Below are 15,525 nucleotides of genomic sequence, written 5' to 3' on the forward strand. Positions count from 1 at the left end.
CGCCGAATGCCCGCCCAGTGCGGCCAGTCGTTTCGCGGCGTCCGCTGCCATCTGCTCGGCCCGGATCTTGTCGCGGTTCGACAGCGTGGTCAGCACCCGCAAGGTCTTGCGCGACAGCATCAGCCCAGCACCTTTCCAAGCAGCGCGCGTGTTTGCTGCAGGGGGATGTTCTCTTGCGCGGATTGCCGCAGGAAGGCCTCCATCTCCGGGGCACGGGCAAGGGCCTCGTCCAGCACGGTGTCGCGGCCCGGGGCATAGGCGCCGATATCGACGAGTTCGCGCTTTTCCTGAAGCCGCGACCACAGAAAGCGAAACCGCATCGCCCAGGCCTTGTGATCGGCACCGACCAGCGAAGGCATCGGCCGTGACAGCGACATCGACACGTCGATCGGCGGGTAGACGCCGGCCTCGCTCATCCGGCGCGACAGCACGATATGCCCGTCTAGCACCGAGCGCGCGGTGTCGGCCACGGGGTCTGCGACATGATCGTCGCCCTCGACCAGCACGGTATAGACCCCGGTGACAGAGCCTTCGCCCGCGCGCCCCATCCCGGCGCGTTCGACATAGCCCGCAAGCCGCGCGAAGACCGAGGGCGGATAGCCCCGCGTCGCCGCCGGCTCGCCCACCGACAGGCCGATCTCGCGCCCCGCCATCGCCAGACGGGTCAGCGAATCGACCAGCAGCAGCACGTTGCGGCCCTCGGCCCGGAAGGCTTCGGCGATGGCGGCGGCGCGTTCGGCGCCCAATACGCGCGCCAGCGGCGGCGTGTCGGCGGCGCTGACCACCACGACCGAACGCGACAGCGCATCGCCCAGGTGGTCGTCGATGAATTCGCGCACCTCGCGGCCGCGTTCTCCGATCATCGCGACGACGCAGCAATCGACCTGTGCGTGGCGTGCGATCATGCCCAGCAGGGTGCTTTTGCCGACACCGCTGCCGGCGAACAGGCCGGTGCGCATCCCCAGGCCCAGCGTCGCCAGCCCGTTGATCGCCCGCACGCCCACGTCCAGCGGCTGGGTCAGGCGCTGGCGGTGCATCGGGTTGATCGCCACGCCTTCCAGCGGCCAAAGCTGCGCCGATGCCGGTGGCGGGCGGTCATCGAGCGGCGCGCCATAGGCATCGAGCACCCGCCCCAGCAGCGCCGGCCCCACCGCGACCGAAACGCCCCCGGGCACCGCGCTGACGCGGTCGCCGCGCTGCAGCCCCTTCAGGCTGCGATCGGCCATCAGCAGGGTCAGGCGTTCGCGAAATCCCACCACCTCGGCGTCGATCTCGCCGGTGCGGGTGGCGATCCGGCAGCGCGACCCGATCGGAACCCCGAGGCCGCTGGCCGCGATCACCTCGCCCTCGGTGCCCAGCACGGCGCCGCAGCGCGCGACCGGCGACAGGGCCGGCAGGTGGCCTTGCAGCCAGTCCTGCGCGGCGCGGGTGATATCGGGCGGGGCGTCAGACATCGGCAGGCAGCGCGCGCAGGCACTGCTCCATCCGTTCGACCGAGGCATCCCAGCGGTTCAGGGCCGTGCCGGCCTCGGATTCCAGCAGTTCGATGACGAAGCCGCCCGGTTTCATCGCGGCGTCGGGCAGCGGCCGTACGGGCGCGGGCAGGGCGGGGGTGATCTGGTCCAGCGTCTCGGGGGCGGCGCGGCAGATCAGCGGCAGCGCGTCCTGCGCGGCCTCGGCCCGGGCCTCGGCCAGGACGCGCTGCAGCAATGCCTCGCGGTCGAAGGGACGCGGCGCGCCGATCAGGGTTTCGGCCAGCACCTTGCCCAGTTCGATCGCGGCGCGGGCCATCTCTTCCTGGTGGGCCGCCTGTTCGGTCTCCAGCCGGGCTTGCAGCGCCTCGAGGCGCGCGACGGCGGGGCCGATCGCGTCGGTGATCGCGGCCAGCGCCTGTTCGCGGCCCTGGCGCAGGCCCTCGGCATGGCCTGCCTCGCGGGCCTCCTGGCGCAGGCGGGCGCGGGCCTCGGCCTCGGCGGTCTCGGCGGCGGCGCGGGCCGCGCGCTCTTGCTTGGCGCGGGTTTCGTCGGGATCGGGGCGGTCGGTGGCCGACGCCGGATCGGGCACCGCATCGGGGGCCGGATCGGCGGATGACGGGGGGCGGAACGGGTGGGTCATGCGCGCCTCGACAGAATTGACAAGATCCAGGGGATCCGAGCGATCGCGAAGACGACGACCTCCATCGCCGCCGCGATCAGGCCGCCCGCCGCGATCGCGATGGCGATCAGTTTCAGCGCGAAGCCACCAAGCACCAGCGACCACAGCGCGGCGGGCATGTGCAGCGCGCCCCAGCCAGCCGCGACCGAGGTGCCGGCAAGGAAAGGCCGCACCGGGCGCCGACCCTGCTGTTGCCCGCGCCCGGCATCCTTGCCGCCGGATTTTCGCCTGGTCTTGTCAGCCATGATTTGCGGCTTCCGCTTGTTTTTGGTCGGCTGGCGCCGCCTGCGCGGGTTTCGGGGCCGAGATCACGATCGACACGCGGCGGTTCTGTTGCCGGCCCTCGGCGGTGCCGTTGCTGGCGATCGGGTGGTATTTCGAAAAGCCCTCGGCGCTGAGCGCCTCGCCCGGGACGTTTTGCTTGCGAAACAGCATCACCACGCTGAGCGCGCGCGCCGTCGACAACTGCCAGTTCGACGGGAACTGCGTGGTGTGGATCGGCTTGTTGTCGGTATAGCCGTGGATCGAGATCCGATAGCCCGCAGGGATGGTGCTGAGCGTCTTGGCCAACGGCGTCAGGATCTTCGCGGCACCCGACGTCAGGGTCGCGTCGCCGTTGGTGAACAGGATCTTGGCGTTGAGACGGATCTTGATCGACAGCGGGGTCGAGGTGACCGAGATCGTCTTGGCCTCGATCTGCGGCTTCAGCAGCGCCTGCAACTTGAGGCGCAGCTTCGAGATGGCCGCGATCTTGGGCTGCAGGTCCTTCTGCATCTGCGCGTCGAGGCGCTGGGTGGCGGGGGTCCGGGTTTGCAGAAGATGGCGCAGCGCCTCGGGCAGCCGCAGCGTCATCGGCGCCGATGGTGCCTGCAGGGGCAGCGGCACGGGTTTGGGCAGATTGTGCATCGGCCCATGCGACGAGGCCGGCTTGCTGACCAGCGCCGGTGGCGTGCCCGAGAAGGCCAGCATCATGCTGGCGGCCATTTTCTTCATCTTCGATGTGTTCTGCGCCGAGGTCGCGTAAAGCACGATGAACAGCGCCAGCAGAAGCGTCAGAAGATCCGCGTAAGACACCATCCAGCGTTCATGGTTGGGCTTGTGGCCCTCGTCGCGCCGCGCGCGGCGGAACTGATCGCCCCCGGAACTCATCAGGCGGCCTCTTTTTCTGCGGGGCTTTCGCCGGCCGCATCCGCGTTGTGGTCAAGCCCGGCGCGGCGGCGGGATTCCAGCATGTTTTCAAGACGTTCGCGCAGGCGAATCGGGTTGGCATTGCCCTTCGACAATTGCAGCAGCCCTTCGGTGGCGATCTCGCGGTAGGTGGTGCGGCCGCCGGCGATCGCCTTCAGCCGGTTGCCCAGCGGGAAGAACACAAGGTTGGCCGCGCCGACGCCATAGATCGTGGCCACGAAGGCGGTGGCGATGCCGCCGCCCAGTTCGCTGGGGTGGTCGAGACGCAGCATGACATGGATCAGTCCCAGCACCGCGCCAAGGATGCCCACCGTAGGGGCATAGCCGCCGGCGGCCTCCCAGACATTGCCGCCTTCGGTATTCTCGCGGTCCTCGATATCGCCCAGCTTGTACAGCACGTCGCGCACCTCGTCGTGGCTTTGGCCAGCGACGATCTGTTCCAGCCCGATCTTCAGGAATTGATCGTTGGTCGCCTCGGCCGCGTCCTCCAGCGCCAGCGCGCTGGAATTGCGCATCAACGTGGACCAGTCGTACATGTCCTGGATCAGCGTCACCGAATCCGTGGGCGGCGGGCGCAAGAGCCAGGACACCTGCTTGAACGCATTGACGATCGCGCGCCATTCGGCATGGACAAGAAGGGCCGCAAAGGTGCCGCCGAAGACGATGCAGGCGGCGTTCAGCTTGACCAGCGACATCAACGGGTCACCCTCGAGCTGGCTGGTGAGTAGGATCGCGGAGATCCCAAGCAGGATTCCCAGAATGGCGCTCATGGGTTTTGTTTCCCTGTATTTTCAATTTCTTGATGCTGGCCTGGCTGCCTGTGGCCAAGCCCCTCGGCCAGCTGGGCAAGCGCGCGTTCGCGAAAGCGCACCGCCTGGACCTCGGTAATGCCCATGATCTGGGCGACATCCTTGTTGCGAAGCTCTTCGAGGTAGAAAAGCGAGATCGCCGTGCGTTCCTGATAGGGCAGGTGGTCGATTTCCTCGGCCAGTGCCGCGACGTCCTGGCACCGGATGATCAGATCCAGCGCGTCCGGCGGCGCGGTATCGTCGGCCTCGGCAAGAAAGCTGTCCTCGCGGCGCTTGATCGAGCCGGAGCGGCGCGAGATGTCGATCATCGCGCCCAGAACGCGGGGCTTGATGAACACGCCGAAGGGCACGCCGCGGTCCGGGTCGTAGCGATCGCGCAACTCCAGCGCGGTCAGGACGCCATGCTGGATCATGTCCTCGACCTCGGTCCAGGGCATGCGGGCGTGCAGACGCCAGGCGGTGCGGGTGATCCAGGTGCCGGCCTCGACCAGCACCTGCTGCGGGTCTGGAACGACAAGACCGCCGGTGGCATCGGCGGTGATCGTGTCGGTGTCGGTCTGAAGCGTCATTTCGCGGCCCCGTCCGGTGGTCGGATGACGCCCAGGACCGAAGTCGGCTGCGTATCGGGGATTTCATCCAGCGCGATCACCGGAAGGATGCCGCTGATCGCGCGGGCGATCAGGCGGCGGCAGGCGCCGGGCACGGCCAGCACCGGCTTGGCGCCCTGACGCGCGGCCATCTCCTTGCCCGAGGTCGCCGCGGCGCGCAACATGCGCAGCATGTTCGGTTCCGTGATCGCGCCAAGATCGTTGGCGCGCGCGGTATCGGTGGCCTTGATCACCAGGGCCTCGAATTCCGGTTCCAGCGCCAGCACCTTCAGGGTTTGCCCGTCCGACAGATAGGCGGCAAGGATCAGCCGCGAGATCCGCTGCCGCACGGCGGCCAACAGCAGTTCGGGATCGCGCGAGGCCGCGTCGGGCGCGTCGGTCATCGCCTCGGCGATGCGTTCGAAATCACGGATCGGCACGTTCTCGGACACCAGCCCCGCCAGCACCTGACGCACCATGCCCATCTGATAGCGGGTGCGCAGATCCTCGATCAGCTTGGGGTGGCTCTGGGCATGGAGGGCGACGATTTCCTCGACCTCGGCGCGGCCCAGCATCTCCCAGGCGTGGCGGCGCAGCAGGGATTCCAGATGCGTGGCGATCACGCTGGCGGGATCGACGACGGTATAGCCGGCGGTCTCGGCCTCGGCGCTGGTCGCCTGGGGGATCCACCTGGCATCGGTGCCGAACACAGGTTCCTTCGTCGGGCGGCCGCCTTCGATCTTCTCGATCACGTTGTCGGTCTCGATCGCCAGCATCTGGTCGGGGAAGACTTCGCCGCGCCCGATCACCCCGCCGCGGATCAGAAAGCGGTATTCCTGCGGCCGGATCTTTTCTGAATCGCGCACATGGATATTGGGCAGCACAAACCCGATCTGCTTGCTGAACCGGGTGCGGATTGCCGTCAGCCGGTTCATCAGATTGGGGCGTCCGGGCGGTTGCGGCCCGATCAGCGGTACCAGCGCAAAGCCGATATCCAGGCCGAAGGGATCGACGTTCTGGATCTGCGACAGGTCCATCGCGGCGGGTTTCGTGTCGGCCGGGGTGTCGGACGGGGCCTGCGCGGCCTGGGCGGCCTCGCGCCGCTTGCGGCGGGTGCCGCGCAGGCCGATGAAGCCGAGCAGCGCGCCGAAACCCAGGAAGGGCAGATGCGCCATGCCCGGGATCAGCCCCAGCACGATCAGAAGCCCGCCCGCGACCTGCATCGCCTCGGGGTGGCGCGCGATCTGGCCGACGATCTGGTTCGAGATGTTCTCGCCGTTCGTCACCCGGGTGACGATCAGGCCCGCGGCGATCGAGATCGTCAGCGACGGGATCTGCGCGGCCACGCCGTCACCGATGGTCAGCAGCGTATAGGTGCGCGCCGCCACATCCAGCGGCAGCCCGTGTTGCAGCATTCCGACCAGAAGGCCGCCGATCAGGTTCACCGCCAGGATCACCATCGCCGCGACCACGTCGCCGCGCACGAATTTCGACGCGCCGTCCATGGCGCCGAAGAAATCGGCCTCGGCGCGCAATTGGGCGCGGCGGTCCTCGGCCTGACGGGCGGTCAGGGTGCCGGCGTTCACATCGGCGTCGATCGCCATCTGCCGGCCGGGCAGCGAATCGAGCATGAATCGGGCCGAGACCTCGGCCACCCGGCTGGAACCCTTGGTGATGACCACGAAATTGATGATGATCAGGATCGCGAAGATGATGATCCCGATCACATAGTCGCCGCCGACGACGAAGCGCCCGAAGCTTTCCACCACCGAACCGGCCGCCCCGGGCCCGGTATAGCCGTTCAGCAAGATCGCCCGCGCGGTGGCCACGTTCAGCGCCAGCCGCATCAGCGTGGTGGCCAGCAGGATCGACGGAAAGGACAACAGTTCCGACGCCTCGGTGACGTAGATCGCCGCCACCAGGATCACCATCCCGGCCGAGATGTTGACCGCGAACATCAACGAGATCGCCAGCGGCGACAGAGGCACGATCAGCATGGTCAGCACCGCGCCCACGATCGCCGGCCCCGCCAGCCGCGAGGTCAGCGAGGGGGGCGGAAGCGCCAGCCCGGGTTTAGCGGTCGTGGCCGACATGGATCAGCTCTGGCAGGGCGCGGAAGACATGGGTGGTGTAGTCGCCGGCGCTGCGCAGCATCAGCCCGCCGCCCAGCAGCACCAGGATCACCAGCCCCGCCACCTTCGGCACGAAACCCAGCGCGGCCTCGCGGATCTGGGTGGTGGTTTGCAAGATGGCACCGGCGACACCCAGCAGAAGGCAGACCGCCAGCCCCGGGCCGGCAAGGGCCAGGAACATCCACACGGCGCCCGCGGTGTACCAGTCCGGCAAGGTCATGAGGCATCTTCCAGGTCGTCGGGGCTGACGATCTCGGTGACGCGGATGCCGTATTTGTGGCCTTCGGTCGCGACCACTTCACCGCGCGCGATCAGGCTGCCGTTGGCGCGGATATCGATCGGATCGCCGACCGCGCGATCCAGCGGGATCACGGTGCCCTGGCGGGTTTGCCGCAGCTCCTTGATGGACATGCTGACGCGGCCGATCTCGACCGTCATCGTCACCTTCACCGCGTCGATCGAGGCGTTCTTGATCGCCCGCATCGCCTTCGACATCTCGGCCGGCGGCTCCAGCGGCTCAACCTCGACCTCGGTGGGCGCGGCGGGGTTATTGCTCTTGCTGGTCATTGGCGAAATACACTCCGTAATTGGTGCCGACGGCGCCGTAGGTGATGGTGCCGACCGCGGCGCCGCCGATGATCGCGCGGGCGTCGCGGTGCAGGGCCAGGGGCAGGATATCGCCTTCCGCAAGCGCCCCCAGAGCGCCGGCGGAAAGCTGGGTCGTGCCGATCTCGAAGGCGATTTCGACGGGAACGGTGTCGATCGAGGCGGCGATGCGGTCGATCCACTGGCTATGCGCTTCCTTCTGGGATTCACCCCCCATCGGCGCGCCCAGGACCTCGCTGAAGGGTTCGAGCCCACGGTAGGGGATGGCGATCGAGACCGATCCCTCGCCCGTCGACAGGCCGAGCGTGGTGGAGAGCACGCAGAAAGGCTCGGCCGCGTCAGCGACCGAAGCCAGCGCCGAAAAACCCTCGGTGCGGACGATTTCGGCGGCGACCGGAAAATATTGCTGGAAGGCCACGTTGATGGAGGTGACGACCATCTCGACCAGGCGGCGGCCGATGCGCGTTTCCATGATCGAGATCTGGCCGCGCGCTTGTTCGGGCCCTGCCGGGGCGGAGGCGCCGAACAATTCGTCCACCAGCGCGGCAAGCAGCGATCCTTCCAGGATCACCAGCGACAGGCCCTTGACTGGCGGCAAGGCCAGGATGCCGTACAGATTGTAGCCTGGCCGGTTGCCCAGATATTCGTCATGGCTGAGGATGCGAAACTGGCCGTCGGCCGACTGCAGGGTATAGCGGAACTCCTGGAACAGAAGCGCGCGGAAGTGGCGAAACAACCGCTCGACCACGCCGGTCATGTCCGGCAGGCGGTTGACGAAGACCGTCTCGGGGTGCAGCAGGTCGATCGCTTGATATGTCTCAGGCATAGGCCTTCACCGTCTCGTCGGGGCCGCTGCGAGGGCGCGGGGCCGCGGTGGGGGACGCGTCGTGCGACAGATCCCGGGGCGGGGGCTGGCCCTGGCCCTGGCCACCGCCGGCCTGTTGGCGTGCGCCTGCGAAGCCGTCCGCCGCGCCCCCCCCGATGCCGCCGCCCGGGGCTCCATGCGCGGCGGCGCCTTGCGGCGGCGTCGCCGGGGCGCCGGGCTGGCCGCCGCCCGACACAAAGGTTTGAACCGAGCCGACATTCAGCCCGCTGCCGGACAGATGCTGCGCCAGATGCCCCGCCGTCGCGGCCAATGCCTGATAGCCGCCCTGGGTCGCGGCGGTCATGTGCACATGGGTTACGCCCTGGGGGGTGACATTGACCTGCACCACCACCGTTCCCAAAGAGGCGGGATGCAGCGTCACCCTGGCAGTGCCGCCCCCCGTGCCCGCCAGCGCGGTGGCCGATTGCAAAAGCTGCGCGCGGTTTTCCGGCGCGGTCTCGGCGGTGCCGGTGGGCGCAGTGGCCGAGGTCGCCGCGATCACCGGCCGGTAGGCGGAGGCGCCCAGGGACGCGGTCTGGCCGATCGCCGCGGTGGCGGTCACGGACCCGGCCGCGGGCCGAAACCGATGCGCCTGCGGTGCCGGCTGCGGCTGCTGCGAGAGGCCCGGCATCAGAAGCGGCTGCGAAACGCCCGGCGGAGTGGGAGGCAGGCCATGCCGGGCGTCCTTGTGGCGATGCGCCGGGGTCGCGGCCTGCGCGCCCGGCGGTTCGGTGTCTTGCGATGCGGGCGCGTGTCGCGCGTCCTGCGCCCCCGGCGCGGCCGGGATCGGCGGTGCCTTGGGCCGCGTGCCGCGCGCTTCCGTGCCCGACAGACCCGTCCGGTGCCCCAAGGCCGCCGATTCAACCGGGGCCTTGTCGGTCGCTGTCTCCGGCAGGCGCGGGCTGCCGTGCTGCGCGGCGCGCGTGGCGGCCGGGTCGGATACGGCGAGATCCGATGCCGTGCCGCCATGCCGCGCCTCCCGGGATCGGCCCTGGAGCATGTGCTGAAGCGACGAGCCCGTCGCCTGCGTCGACCGAGCAGCGCCGGCCACCCCGGCCGCCGCCGGGTCGGCCGCATCCGTTGCCGCCGATGCCGCGACGCCAGTGTCTGGGCCCGCCTTCGCCGATCCGGCCGGAGTCTTGGTCGCGGGCGCGGACCGCGACGGCTGTGGCGGCTGTGGCGCGACGGGTTTCGCGGCCTTGTCCGGTCCGGCAGGCGGCGTTGCGGTGGCGGCGGCAAAGGCGTCCGAGAAGGCCTGTGCGCGCGGGCCCACCGGTTGGTCGGCCGCCCCATCGGGGGCAAGGTTCGCGACCGGGTTGACGGGCTGGATCATATCATATCCTCCTCGTTGCGCAGGGAAATCCGGCCCTCGCGCGACAACCGCATCGCCGCCTCGACGAATTCGTGCTGGGCGGCTTGCGATTCCGCCCGCGTCACCATCGGCCCGTGCTCGATATCGTCCTTCAGGATCTCGGCTTCCTTGCGAGAGATGTTGCGCAAGAAGCGTTCGCGCGCGACCGTCGAACCGCCGCGCAGTGCCGGCGCCCGGCGTTCGGGATTGACCTCGAAGATCACCAGCTGCAGGAAATTGTCCGGAAGGTTGAGCAGATCGTCGAAGGTGAACATGTTCGACCGGATCTGATCGGCCAGTTCCGGATCGGCCTCGCGGATCTGCGACAGCGCCCGATCCGCCGCGCCGGAACTCATCCCGTTCAGAAGATCCGCCGCCTGACGCACCCCGCCGGTAGAGCTGGTCCGGGTCTCGACCTGCGTGCCCAGATGTTCAGACAACATGCTTTTAAGCTCTGCCAGGGCGACGCTGGGGATGGTGTCGAGCCGCGCGAAGCGATGGATCAGATCAACGGCCAGCGCCGGGTCGAAGGCGTTCAGACATTCGACCGCGTTCGAACGTGTCATCTGCCCCAGCAGCACCGCGATCACCTGGGGGCGCTCATCCTTCATGACCTCGGCCAGAACCTTGGGATCGACCTTCGACAGGATGTCGATCTGCGTGGCGCTGGTACGGATGATGCGTTCCAGCATGTCGTTGGCGCGCTTCTCACCGAAGGCCTTGGCCAGAAGCTTTCGAAACGCCTCGTAGCCGCCCGGGGCCATGCCGCCGCTCGATTCCAGATCGGTCATCAGCCGGGCAAAGATCTGATAGGCCTGGTCGCGGGCCGGTTCCTGCATCGCGGCCATCGCCGTGGTCAGCGTCCCGATCGCCGATTCGTCCATATGGCGCAACACCTCGGAGGCGGCGTTCTCGTCCATCGACATGACGACATAGGCCGCCATGGCCGCGCCATTCATTCCGGTCGCGGGAACGGTCATCCGGCCTCCTCCGTTCTCAGATCGGGGGTCTCGGTGTTCAGCCAGCGCTGCAGCACGGAGGCCATCACCTCGGGTCGGGAAAGCCCCACCTCGGCGACCTGGCTGGCGATGTTTCGCAAATTGGTGGCCTCGAGGTCTTCCTCGAACAAGACCTCGGGGCCGCGCGCCGCCGGCAAGGGCTGCGGTGGCGTGCGCTCCTTCAGCCAGCGGATCAACGGCACCGCGACGCCCAGCACCAGGCCCAGCGCCGCCACCAGCAGCAGCACGCCTTGCAGGATGCGGATCAGTTGCGCCTGCGCAGAGCCCGCCTTTGCCGCGCCGCTGGTGACGAAGGCGGCGCTGGTCACCTGAACCTGGCCGCTGGGCACCGCGATGGTCGAGCCGATCATGGATTTCAGATCCGCCAGGCTGGTCTTGCCCAACGCCGAGCGGTTCACCAGTACCGAGGCGCTGATCTTGCGGATCTGCCAGGCGGCCGGCCGCGCGACCGACGACGTGGTATCGACATCGAAGGTCTTGTGCGCGTGTTTCGATTCGCTTTTCGGCAGTGTCGCGGCCTTCTGGGTGCCATTCCGCGCCGTAGGCGGCGCATTCAGCGGTGCGGTGGTGGGGCCCGGCGGCTGGTTGGACAGGGCGCCCGGCAGCCCCATCGCCGCCGATTTCGGCCCGATCTCCTCTTTCGACTGAACGTCGCTGGTGGCCGGAACGGTATGTGGACCATAGGTTACCGACTGGACCTTCCGGGTCTCGAAATCGACATCGGCCGAAACCGACACGCGGGCATTCCCGGGCCCCAGGATCGGCACCAGAAGCGCGCGGATCTTGGCCTCTTGCGCGGCCTCGATGCGCTTCACGATGGCCAGCTGCTGGGCGATGTCGCCGCCGGCGCCGACCGGATAGAGGATCGCGCCGCGCGATGTCGCCACCACGACATGCGCCTCCGACAGGCCGGGGACGGCGGCGGCGACGATCTTGGCCACCGCGATCCCCAGCGCCTGATCCGCCTCGGGGGCGCCGGTCATCACCACCGAGGCCTTGGGTTTGGCCTGATCCGCCAGGAAGGGCGTGTTCTTGGGCAGGGCCAGCAGCACCTGAACGCGCTGGGCGCCCGACAGCGAGGCAATCGATTCTTCCAGGCTTTTTTCGATTGCCTGCTGGTGCAGGGCGTTCGTCGCTGTCTGGCTGGTGGTGATCGATGTGCCTTCCAGCGCCTTCCACGTCGCGTCGCCACCGGTCGCGGGGGTGCCGGCGGCGCCCAGTTGCAGCCGCGCACGCCCCAGATCCGCGGCCGGCACCGAGATGACGTTGCCGTCCTGGCTAAGCCGATAGGGAATGCCGTCCTTTTGCAGCGCGGCGATCGCCTCGCCGCCGCGCGTGGGCGACAGGCCGTCGAACAGCACCTCGTAATGCTCGCCCGAAAGCTCGACCAGCGCCAGAACGCCAAGGGCGACCGCGACGGTCGCGGCCGCAAGCAGGACCGAGAGCGGCAGCGCCTTGAGCCAAGAAATCAAGCGCAGGCCGGCAGCCCGCGCGTCCTCTATGGTCATGGGAATGATCAGATCTGCATATTGGTGAGCGTTTGATAGGCGGAAACGATTTCATTGCGGACAGCGACGACGCCCGTCCAGCCAAGTTCGGCGCGATCGGAAAGAATCAAGGCGGAAGCTTGCGAAGCACCTGGTTTTCCGGCGGCGACCGCTGTTTCCGCATCGGATGCGGCGCCCTGTGCCTGGCTGACAGCATCGAGGGCGGCGTGAACGGCGCCAAGAAACGATCCATCTCCCGTTGATTGCGAAGATGTGGGAAGAGCGGAACCCATTTCCGGCACGCCTAAAGAGGCAAGAGTCGGGACTGTCATGATTTCCCTCCTTCTATTACATGTCATCGGCCATAATTAAATGGCGGCGGGAAGGTCAACTCACCGTCTCGTCAACTCTTGCAAACATTGAAGGAACCGTGAAATGGGGCATCATTTTAGCAAGAGTGTGGCGAGGCGATAACAAACAGTTGTGATCATTTAATACATTGTTTTTACATGAACTTTCTAGTAAATCGTAGTTTACACGATTCCGTTATAGGTTGTGTTATTGAGTTCATTTTTCGGGGATGCGATAGGGGTAGTAGGGGCGCACAGGGTAATAAAATTCGGAAGGGCAAAATAATGTCCGTTTCTAGTCCTCCGTTCCTCGTTTTTGCACAGGCAGACCTGTCTCTACGAGAGCAGAGACAAAGTCTTGTCGCGTCAAACATTGCAAACGCGAATACGCCTGCGTATAAATCTAAGGATATAGATTTTGAAAAGGATCTAAACGCGGCACTTCGCGGTCACGATCCGAACCCGACGGGTAAGATCGGCTACAAGACGGAATTTCCTGTGGGATTGGACGGAAATGACGTTTCTATGACGGCGGAAAAGCTGGAATCCCTTTCCAACATTGGCGCCATGCGGTCGGAGGTGACGTATCTGCATCAGTCCACCTCCGATTTGATCACCGCGATGCGCCCCAACCCGAACGGGATCTGACGACATGAGTGGCCCCATCCCCGACGTCACCACGATCATCGGCTCGGGCCTGCTGGCCGAGCGCGAGCGTATGGGGCTGATCGCCTCGAACATCGCCAATGCGGATTCGGTCACCGTCCCCGGCGCCCAACCCTACCGTGCGCGAGAGCCGGTCTTCGCGGCCGAGCCTGCGCTGAACGGCTCGGCCGCCGATCGGGTCGTCGTGGCAGGGGTGGTCGAAAGCGCGGCGCCGCCGAAGATGACCTATGATCCGGGCAATCCGCGTGCCGATGCGCGGGGCTATGTACAGGGTTCTAACGTCGACCCCGCGCAGCAGATGACCGATCTGATCAGCGCGACGCAGAATTACGCCGCCGATATCGCCGTCCTGGATCAGAGCAACAAGCTCGATCAGGCGATGTTGCGCAGTTTCATTGCCTGATGTCGAAGGAGACCCCGCGATGACCAGCGTTCCCTCCACCGCGGCAAGTCCGGGTACTGCGTCGGCCGGCGCCTCGGCCGGGCTGAGCGGGCTGAACCAGGCCGATTTCATCCGCCTGCTCACTGCCCAGTTGCAGCACCAGGATCCGACCTCGCCCACCAAGCCGCAGGATCTGGCGAATGAATTTGCCCAGCTTTCGACCGTCAGCGGGATCAATGCGCTGACGCAAGAGGTCAGCAAGATCGGCGCCGGGGCCGGCGCGGCAGAGATCGGCCAGGCCGCGAACCTGATCGGCAAGACCGTCGCGATCGCCGGCAATCCCTTGGCCGTGGCCAATGCCAACGGTCGGGTCATCGCCGGGTTCAGCCTGGCCGGGCCTGCCAGCTCTGCCACTGTCACGATCACCGATCCGCAAAGCGGCAAGGTGGTGTATAGCCAGCAGCTGTCCAACCTGCCGTCGGGAATGAACGATTTCAGCTGGACAGGCGGCGCCGCCGGCCATGTCTACAGCTACAAGGTCAGCGCGTCGTCGGGCAGTTCGAACGTCGCGGCCACCACCTATACCAACACCCAGGTGCGCAACATCGACCTGACCGGCGGCACGCCCACCCTTTCCCTCGCCGGTGCCGCGCAGCCGGCGGACCTCACCCAAATCGTCAGTATTCTCGGAGGCTGATCCCGTGTCCCTCAATACCGCTCTTTCGGGGCTGCTCAACGCCCAGGACGGACTGAACGTCGTCTCGAACAACCTGGCCAATGCCGGAACCGTCGGGTTCAAGTCCGGCTCGGCGCAATTCTCGGACATCTATGCGGCCGGCGGCACCAACGGCGTCGGTCAGGGTGCCGCAGCGGCGGGCACCCAGCAGGATTTCTCGCAAGGGAACCTGATGACCACGGGCAATCCCCTGAACTTGGCGATCCAGGGCAATGGCTTCTTCATCACCGCGAAGGACGGCACCACCAGCTACAGCCGCGATGGCGCGTTTCAGCTTAGCCCGACGGGCGAACTGCTGAACGGCAACGGGTCAGCGGTGCAGGGCTTTGGGGTCAAGGCGAACGGGCAGGCCAACGGGCTGCTGGGTCCGGTGACGATCTCGACCGGCCCGGAACCCGCCAAGGCCACCGGTCAGGTCAATCTGAACGCGGCGCTGAATTCGGCCGACCCCGTGATCACCTCGGCCTTCAGTCCGAGCAATCCCGCGACCTACGATCAGGCGACGTCGGTGACCGCCTACGACACCTTGGGCAACGCCAACCGGGTGCAGCTGTATTTTGCGCGGCAGCCGTCGTCGGCCTCGGCGACGACCCCCAATCCCTGGACGATCTATGCGCAGCCCCAAAGCGCGTCGGGGTCGAGCGTGGGCACGCCCGCCACGTTGACCACCCTGACCTTCAACAGCAGCGGCGCGCTGACCGGCGGCGGTTCGGCCACCCTGAACGTGAACTGGGGCAATGGCGCGGCGTCGTCGAACATCGGCTTTGATTTCGCCGGCACCACGCTGAGCAACCAGAGCTTCGCCGTCAATTCGCTGACCAATGACGGCTATGCGGCCGGCAACTATACCGGCACCGCGGTCGACGCAAAGGGCAACGTCAACGTCAGCTATTCGAACGGCCAGTCGAAAACCGTGGCGACGCTGGCGTTGGCCAGCTTCATCAACAACCAGGGCCTGACGCCGACCAGCGGCAATCTGTTCCAGCCCAGCACCCAGTCGGGGGTTGCCGCCGTCAATCAGGCCGGCGCCGGGGTGAACGGCACGCTGGTGTCGGGATCGCTGGAGAAATCCAACGTGCAGACCTCGAACGCGCTGGTCGAGCTGCTGAACTACCAGGAGGCCTACCAGGCCAATACCAGCGTGATCCAGGGCGCCCAGCGGGATGTCCAGAAGCTGCTGCAGTTGAGCTGAC

18 protein-coding genes are annotated in these 15,525 nt (G+C 67.0%); 4 read left to right on the forward strand and 14 right to left on the reverse strand.

What is annotated here, in order from left to right; genetic code table 11:
- Positions 1 to 119: 119 nt before the first annotated feature.
- The 14 genes from BLV97_RS05150 to fliE are packed head-to-tail and all read right to left on the reverse strand — an operon-like array spanning position 120 to position 12,530.
- Entirely contained in the window at positions 120 to 1,454 is a 1,335-nt protein-coding gene (locus BLV97_RS05150) for a FliI/YscN family ATPase (RefSeq protein WP_035842857.1), read from the reverse strand.
- The gene (locus BLV97_RS05155) at positions 1,447 to 2,115 is read right to left on the reverse strand and encodes a FliH/SctL family protein (RefSeq protein WP_051646074.1); all 669 of its coding nucleotides are present in this window, start codon (positions 2,113 to 2,115) and stop codon (positions 1,447 to 1,449) included. The genes BLV97_RS05150 and BLV97_RS05155 overlap by 8 nt, the downstream gene beginning before the upstream one ends.
- Positions 2,112 to 2,399: a hypothetical protein gene (locus BLV97_RS05160; protein WP_035842861.1), complete on the reverse strand. Its 288-nt coding sequence runs from the start codon at positions 2,397 to 2,399 to the stop codon at positions 2,112 to 2,114. Before BLV97_RS05160 ends, BLV97_RS05155 begins: the two co-directional genes overlap by 4 nt.
- A complete protein-coding gene (locus BLV97_RS05165; RefSeq protein WP_051646075.1) occupies positions 2,392 to 3,303 on the reverse strand; it encodes a flagellar motor protein MotB in 912 nt (303 codons plus the stop codon). Before BLV97_RS05165 ends, BLV97_RS05160 begins: the two co-directional genes overlap by 8 nt.
- Positions 3,303 to 4,112: a flagellar motor protein gene (locus BLV97_RS05170; protein WP_051646076.1), complete on the reverse strand. Its 810-nt coding sequence runs from the start codon at positions 4,110 to 4,112 to the stop codon at positions 3,303 to 3,305. The genes BLV97_RS05165 and BLV97_RS05170 overlap by 1 nt, the downstream gene beginning before the upstream one ends.
- Positions 4,109 to 4,720 (reverse strand): sigma-70 family RNA polymerase sigma factor, encoded by a 612-nt coding sequence (locus tag BLV97_RS05175; RefSeq protein WP_035842864.1) that lies wholly within the window; start codon positions 4,718 to 4,720, stop codon positions 4,109 to 4,111. Before BLV97_RS05175 ends, BLV97_RS05170 begins: the two co-directional genes overlap by 4 nt.
- Complete coding sequence (locus BLV97_RS05180) at positions 4,717 to 6,831, reverse strand: flagellar biosynthesis protein FlhA (protein ID WP_051646077.1); 2,115 nt, start codon at positions 6,829 to 6,831, stop codon at positions 4,717 to 4,719. Before BLV97_RS05180 ends, BLV97_RS05175 begins: the two co-directional genes overlap by 4 nt.
- Positions 6,812 to 7,090 carry a flagellar biosynthetic protein FliQ gene (locus BLV97_RS05185; protein ID WP_035842867.1) on the reverse strand — a complete coding sequence of 93 codons (279 nt, stop codon included), beginning with the start codon at positions 7,088 to 7,090 and terminating at the stop codon, positions 6,812 to 6,814. The genes BLV97_RS05180 and BLV97_RS05185 overlap by 20 nt, the downstream gene beginning before the upstream one ends.
- Positions 7,087 to 7,437: a FliM/FliN family flagellar motor switch protein gene (locus BLV97_RS05190; protein ID WP_035842870.1), complete on the reverse strand. Its 351-nt coding sequence runs from the start codon at positions 7,435 to 7,437 to the stop codon at positions 7,087 to 7,089. Before BLV97_RS05190 ends, BLV97_RS05185 begins: the two co-directional genes overlap by 4 nt.
- Positions 7,418 to 8,302, reverse strand: a complete 885-nt coding sequence (locus BLV97_RS05195) for a FliM/FliN family flagellar motor switch protein (RefSeq protein ID WP_035842873.1) — start codon at positions 8,300 to 8,302, stop codon at positions 7,418 to 7,420. The genes BLV97_RS05190 and BLV97_RS05195 overlap by 20 nt, the downstream gene beginning before the upstream one ends.
- Entirely contained in the window at positions 8,295 to 9,674 is a 1,380-nt protein-coding gene (locus BLV97_RS05200) for a flagellar hook-length control protein FliK (RefSeq protein ID WP_035842877.1), read from the reverse strand. Before BLV97_RS05200 ends, BLV97_RS05195 begins: the two co-directional genes overlap by 8 nt.
- Complete coding sequence (locus BLV97_RS05205; protein WP_035842880.1) at positions 9,671 to 10,672, reverse strand: flagellar motor switch protein FliG; 1,002 nt, start codon at positions 10,670 to 10,672, stop codon at positions 9,671 to 9,673. The genes BLV97_RS05200 and BLV97_RS05205 overlap by 4 nt, the downstream gene beginning before the upstream one ends.
- Positions 10,669 to 12,219, reverse strand: coding sequence for a flagellar basal-body MS-ring/collar protein FliF (gene fliF, locus BLV97_RS05210; protein WP_035842882.1), 1,551 nt, complete (start codon positions 12,217 to 12,219; stop codon positions 10,669 to 10,671). The genes BLV97_RS05205 and fliF overlap by 4 nt, the downstream gene beginning before the upstream one ends.
- A gap of 8 nt (positions 12,220 to 12,227) precedes the next feature.
- Positions 12,228 to 12,530 (reverse strand): flagellar hook-basal body complex protein FliE, encoded by a 303-nt coding sequence (fliE, locus tag BLV97_RS05215; protein ID WP_210184765.1) that lies wholly within the window; start codon positions 12,528 to 12,530, stop codon positions 12,228 to 12,230.
- Positions 12,531 to 12,833: 303 nt separating this feature from the next.
- Between fliE and BLV97_RS05220 the strand changes: the two genes are divergently transcribed.
- The 4 genes from BLV97_RS05220 to BLV97_RS05235 are packed head-to-tail and all read left to right on the forward strand — an operon-like array spanning position 12,834 to position 15,524.
- Positions 12,834 to 13,196, forward strand: a complete 363-nt coding sequence (locus BLV97_RS05220; RefSeq protein WP_160169182.1) for a flagellar basal body rod protein FlgB — start codon at positions 12,834 to 12,836, stop codon at positions 13,194 to 13,196.
- Positions 13,197 to 13,200: 4 nt separating this feature from the next.
- Complete coding sequence (gene flgC / locus BLV97_RS05225; RefSeq protein WP_051646078.1) at positions 13,201 to 13,617, forward strand: flagellar basal body rod protein FlgC; 417 nt, start codon at positions 13,201 to 13,203, stop codon at positions 13,615 to 13,617.
- A gap of 19 nt (positions 13,618 to 13,636) precedes the next feature.
- Positions 13,637 to 14,293 carry a flagellar hook assembly protein FlgD gene (locus BLV97_RS05230; RefSeq protein WP_035842888.1) on the forward strand — a complete coding sequence of 219 codons (657 nt, stop codon included), beginning with the start codon at positions 13,637 to 13,639 and terminating at the stop codon, positions 14,291 to 14,293.
- Between the two features lie 4 nt (positions 14,294 to 14,297).
- Positions 14,298 to 15,524, forward strand: a complete 1,227-nt coding sequence (locus BLV97_RS05235) for a flagellar hook protein FlgE (protein ID WP_035842891.1) — start codon at positions 14,298 to 14,300, stop codon at positions 15,522 to 15,524.
- The last annotated feature ends 1 nt before the right edge of the window (position 15,525 follow it).

The organism is Allgaiera indica (assembly GCF_900106675.1).
GTDB lineage: Bacteria > Pseudomonadota > Alphaproteobacteria > Rhodobacterales > Rhodobacteraceae > Acidimangrovimonas > Acidimangrovimonas indica.

Excerpts from the sequence above, each read along its gene's own strand:
- BLV97_RS05150 (WP_035842857.1), bottom strand. The coding sequence starts at position 1,454 with ATGTCTGACGCCCCGCCCGATATCACCCGCGCCGCGCAGGACTGGCTG.
- BLV97_RS05155 (WP_051646074.1), bottom strand. The coding sequence starts at position 2,115 with ATGACCCACCCGTTCCGCCCCCCGTCATCCGCCGATCCGGCCCCCGAT.
- BLV97_RS05160 (WP_035842861.1), bottom strand. The coding sequence starts at position 2,399 with ATGGCTGACAAGACCAGGCGAAAATCCGGCGGCAAGGATGCCGGGCGC.
- BLV97_RS05165 (WP_051646075.1), bottom strand. The coding sequence starts at position 3,303 with ATGAGTTCCGGGGGCGATCAGTTCCGCCGCGCGCGGCGCGACGAGGGC.
- BLV97_RS05170 (WP_051646076.1), bottom strand. The coding sequence starts at position 4,112 with ATGAGCGCCATTCTGGGAATCCTGCTTGGGATCTCCGCGATCCTACTC.
- BLV97_RS05175 (WP_035842864.1), bottom strand. The coding sequence starts at position 4,720 with ATGACGCTTCAGACCGACACCGACACGATCACCGCCGATGCCACCGGC.
- BLV97_RS05180 (WP_051646077.1), bottom strand. The coding sequence starts at position 6,831 with ATGTCGGCCACGACCGCTAAACCCGGGCTGGCGCTTCCGCCCCCCTCG.
- BLV97_RS05185 (WP_035842867.1), bottom strand. The coding sequence starts at position 7,090 with ATGACCTTGCCGGACTGGTACACCGCGGGCGCCGTGTGGATGTTCCTG.
- BLV97_RS05190 (WP_035842870.1), bottom strand. The coding sequence starts at position 7,437 with ATGACCAGCAAGAGCAATAACCCCGCCGCGCCCACCGAGGTCGAGGTT.
- BLV97_RS05195 (WP_035842873.1), bottom strand. The coding sequence starts at position 8,302 with ATGCCTGAGACATATCAAGCGATCGACCTGCTGCACCCCGAGACGGTC.
- BLV97_RS05200 (WP_035842877.1), bottom strand. The coding sequence starts at position 9,674 with ATGATCCAGCCCGTCAACCCGGTCGCGAACCTTGCCCCCGATGGGGCG.
- BLV97_RS05205 (WP_035842880.1), bottom strand. The coding sequence starts at position 10,672 with ATGACCGTTCCCGCGACCGGAATGAATGGCGCGGCCATGGCGGCCTAT.
- fliF (WP_035842882.1), bottom strand. The coding sequence starts at position 12,219 with ATGACCATAGAGGACGCGCGGGCTGCCGGCCTGCGCTTGATTTCTTGG.
- fliE (WP_210184765.1), bottom strand. The coding sequence starts at position 12,530 with ATGACAGTCCCGACTCTTGCCTCTTTAGGCGTGCCGGAAATGGGTTCC.
- BLV97_RS05220 (WP_160169182.1), top strand. The coding sequence starts at position 12,834 with ATGTCCGTTTCTAGTCCTCCGTTCCTCGTTTTTGCACAGGCAGACCTG.
- flgC (WP_051646078.1), top strand. The coding sequence starts at position 13,201 with ATGAGTGGCCCCATCCCCGACGTCACCACGATCATCGGCTCGGGCCTG.
- BLV97_RS05230 (WP_035842888.1), top strand. The coding sequence starts at position 13,637 with ATGACCAGCGTTCCCTCCACCGCGGCAAGTCCGGGTACTGCGTCGGCC.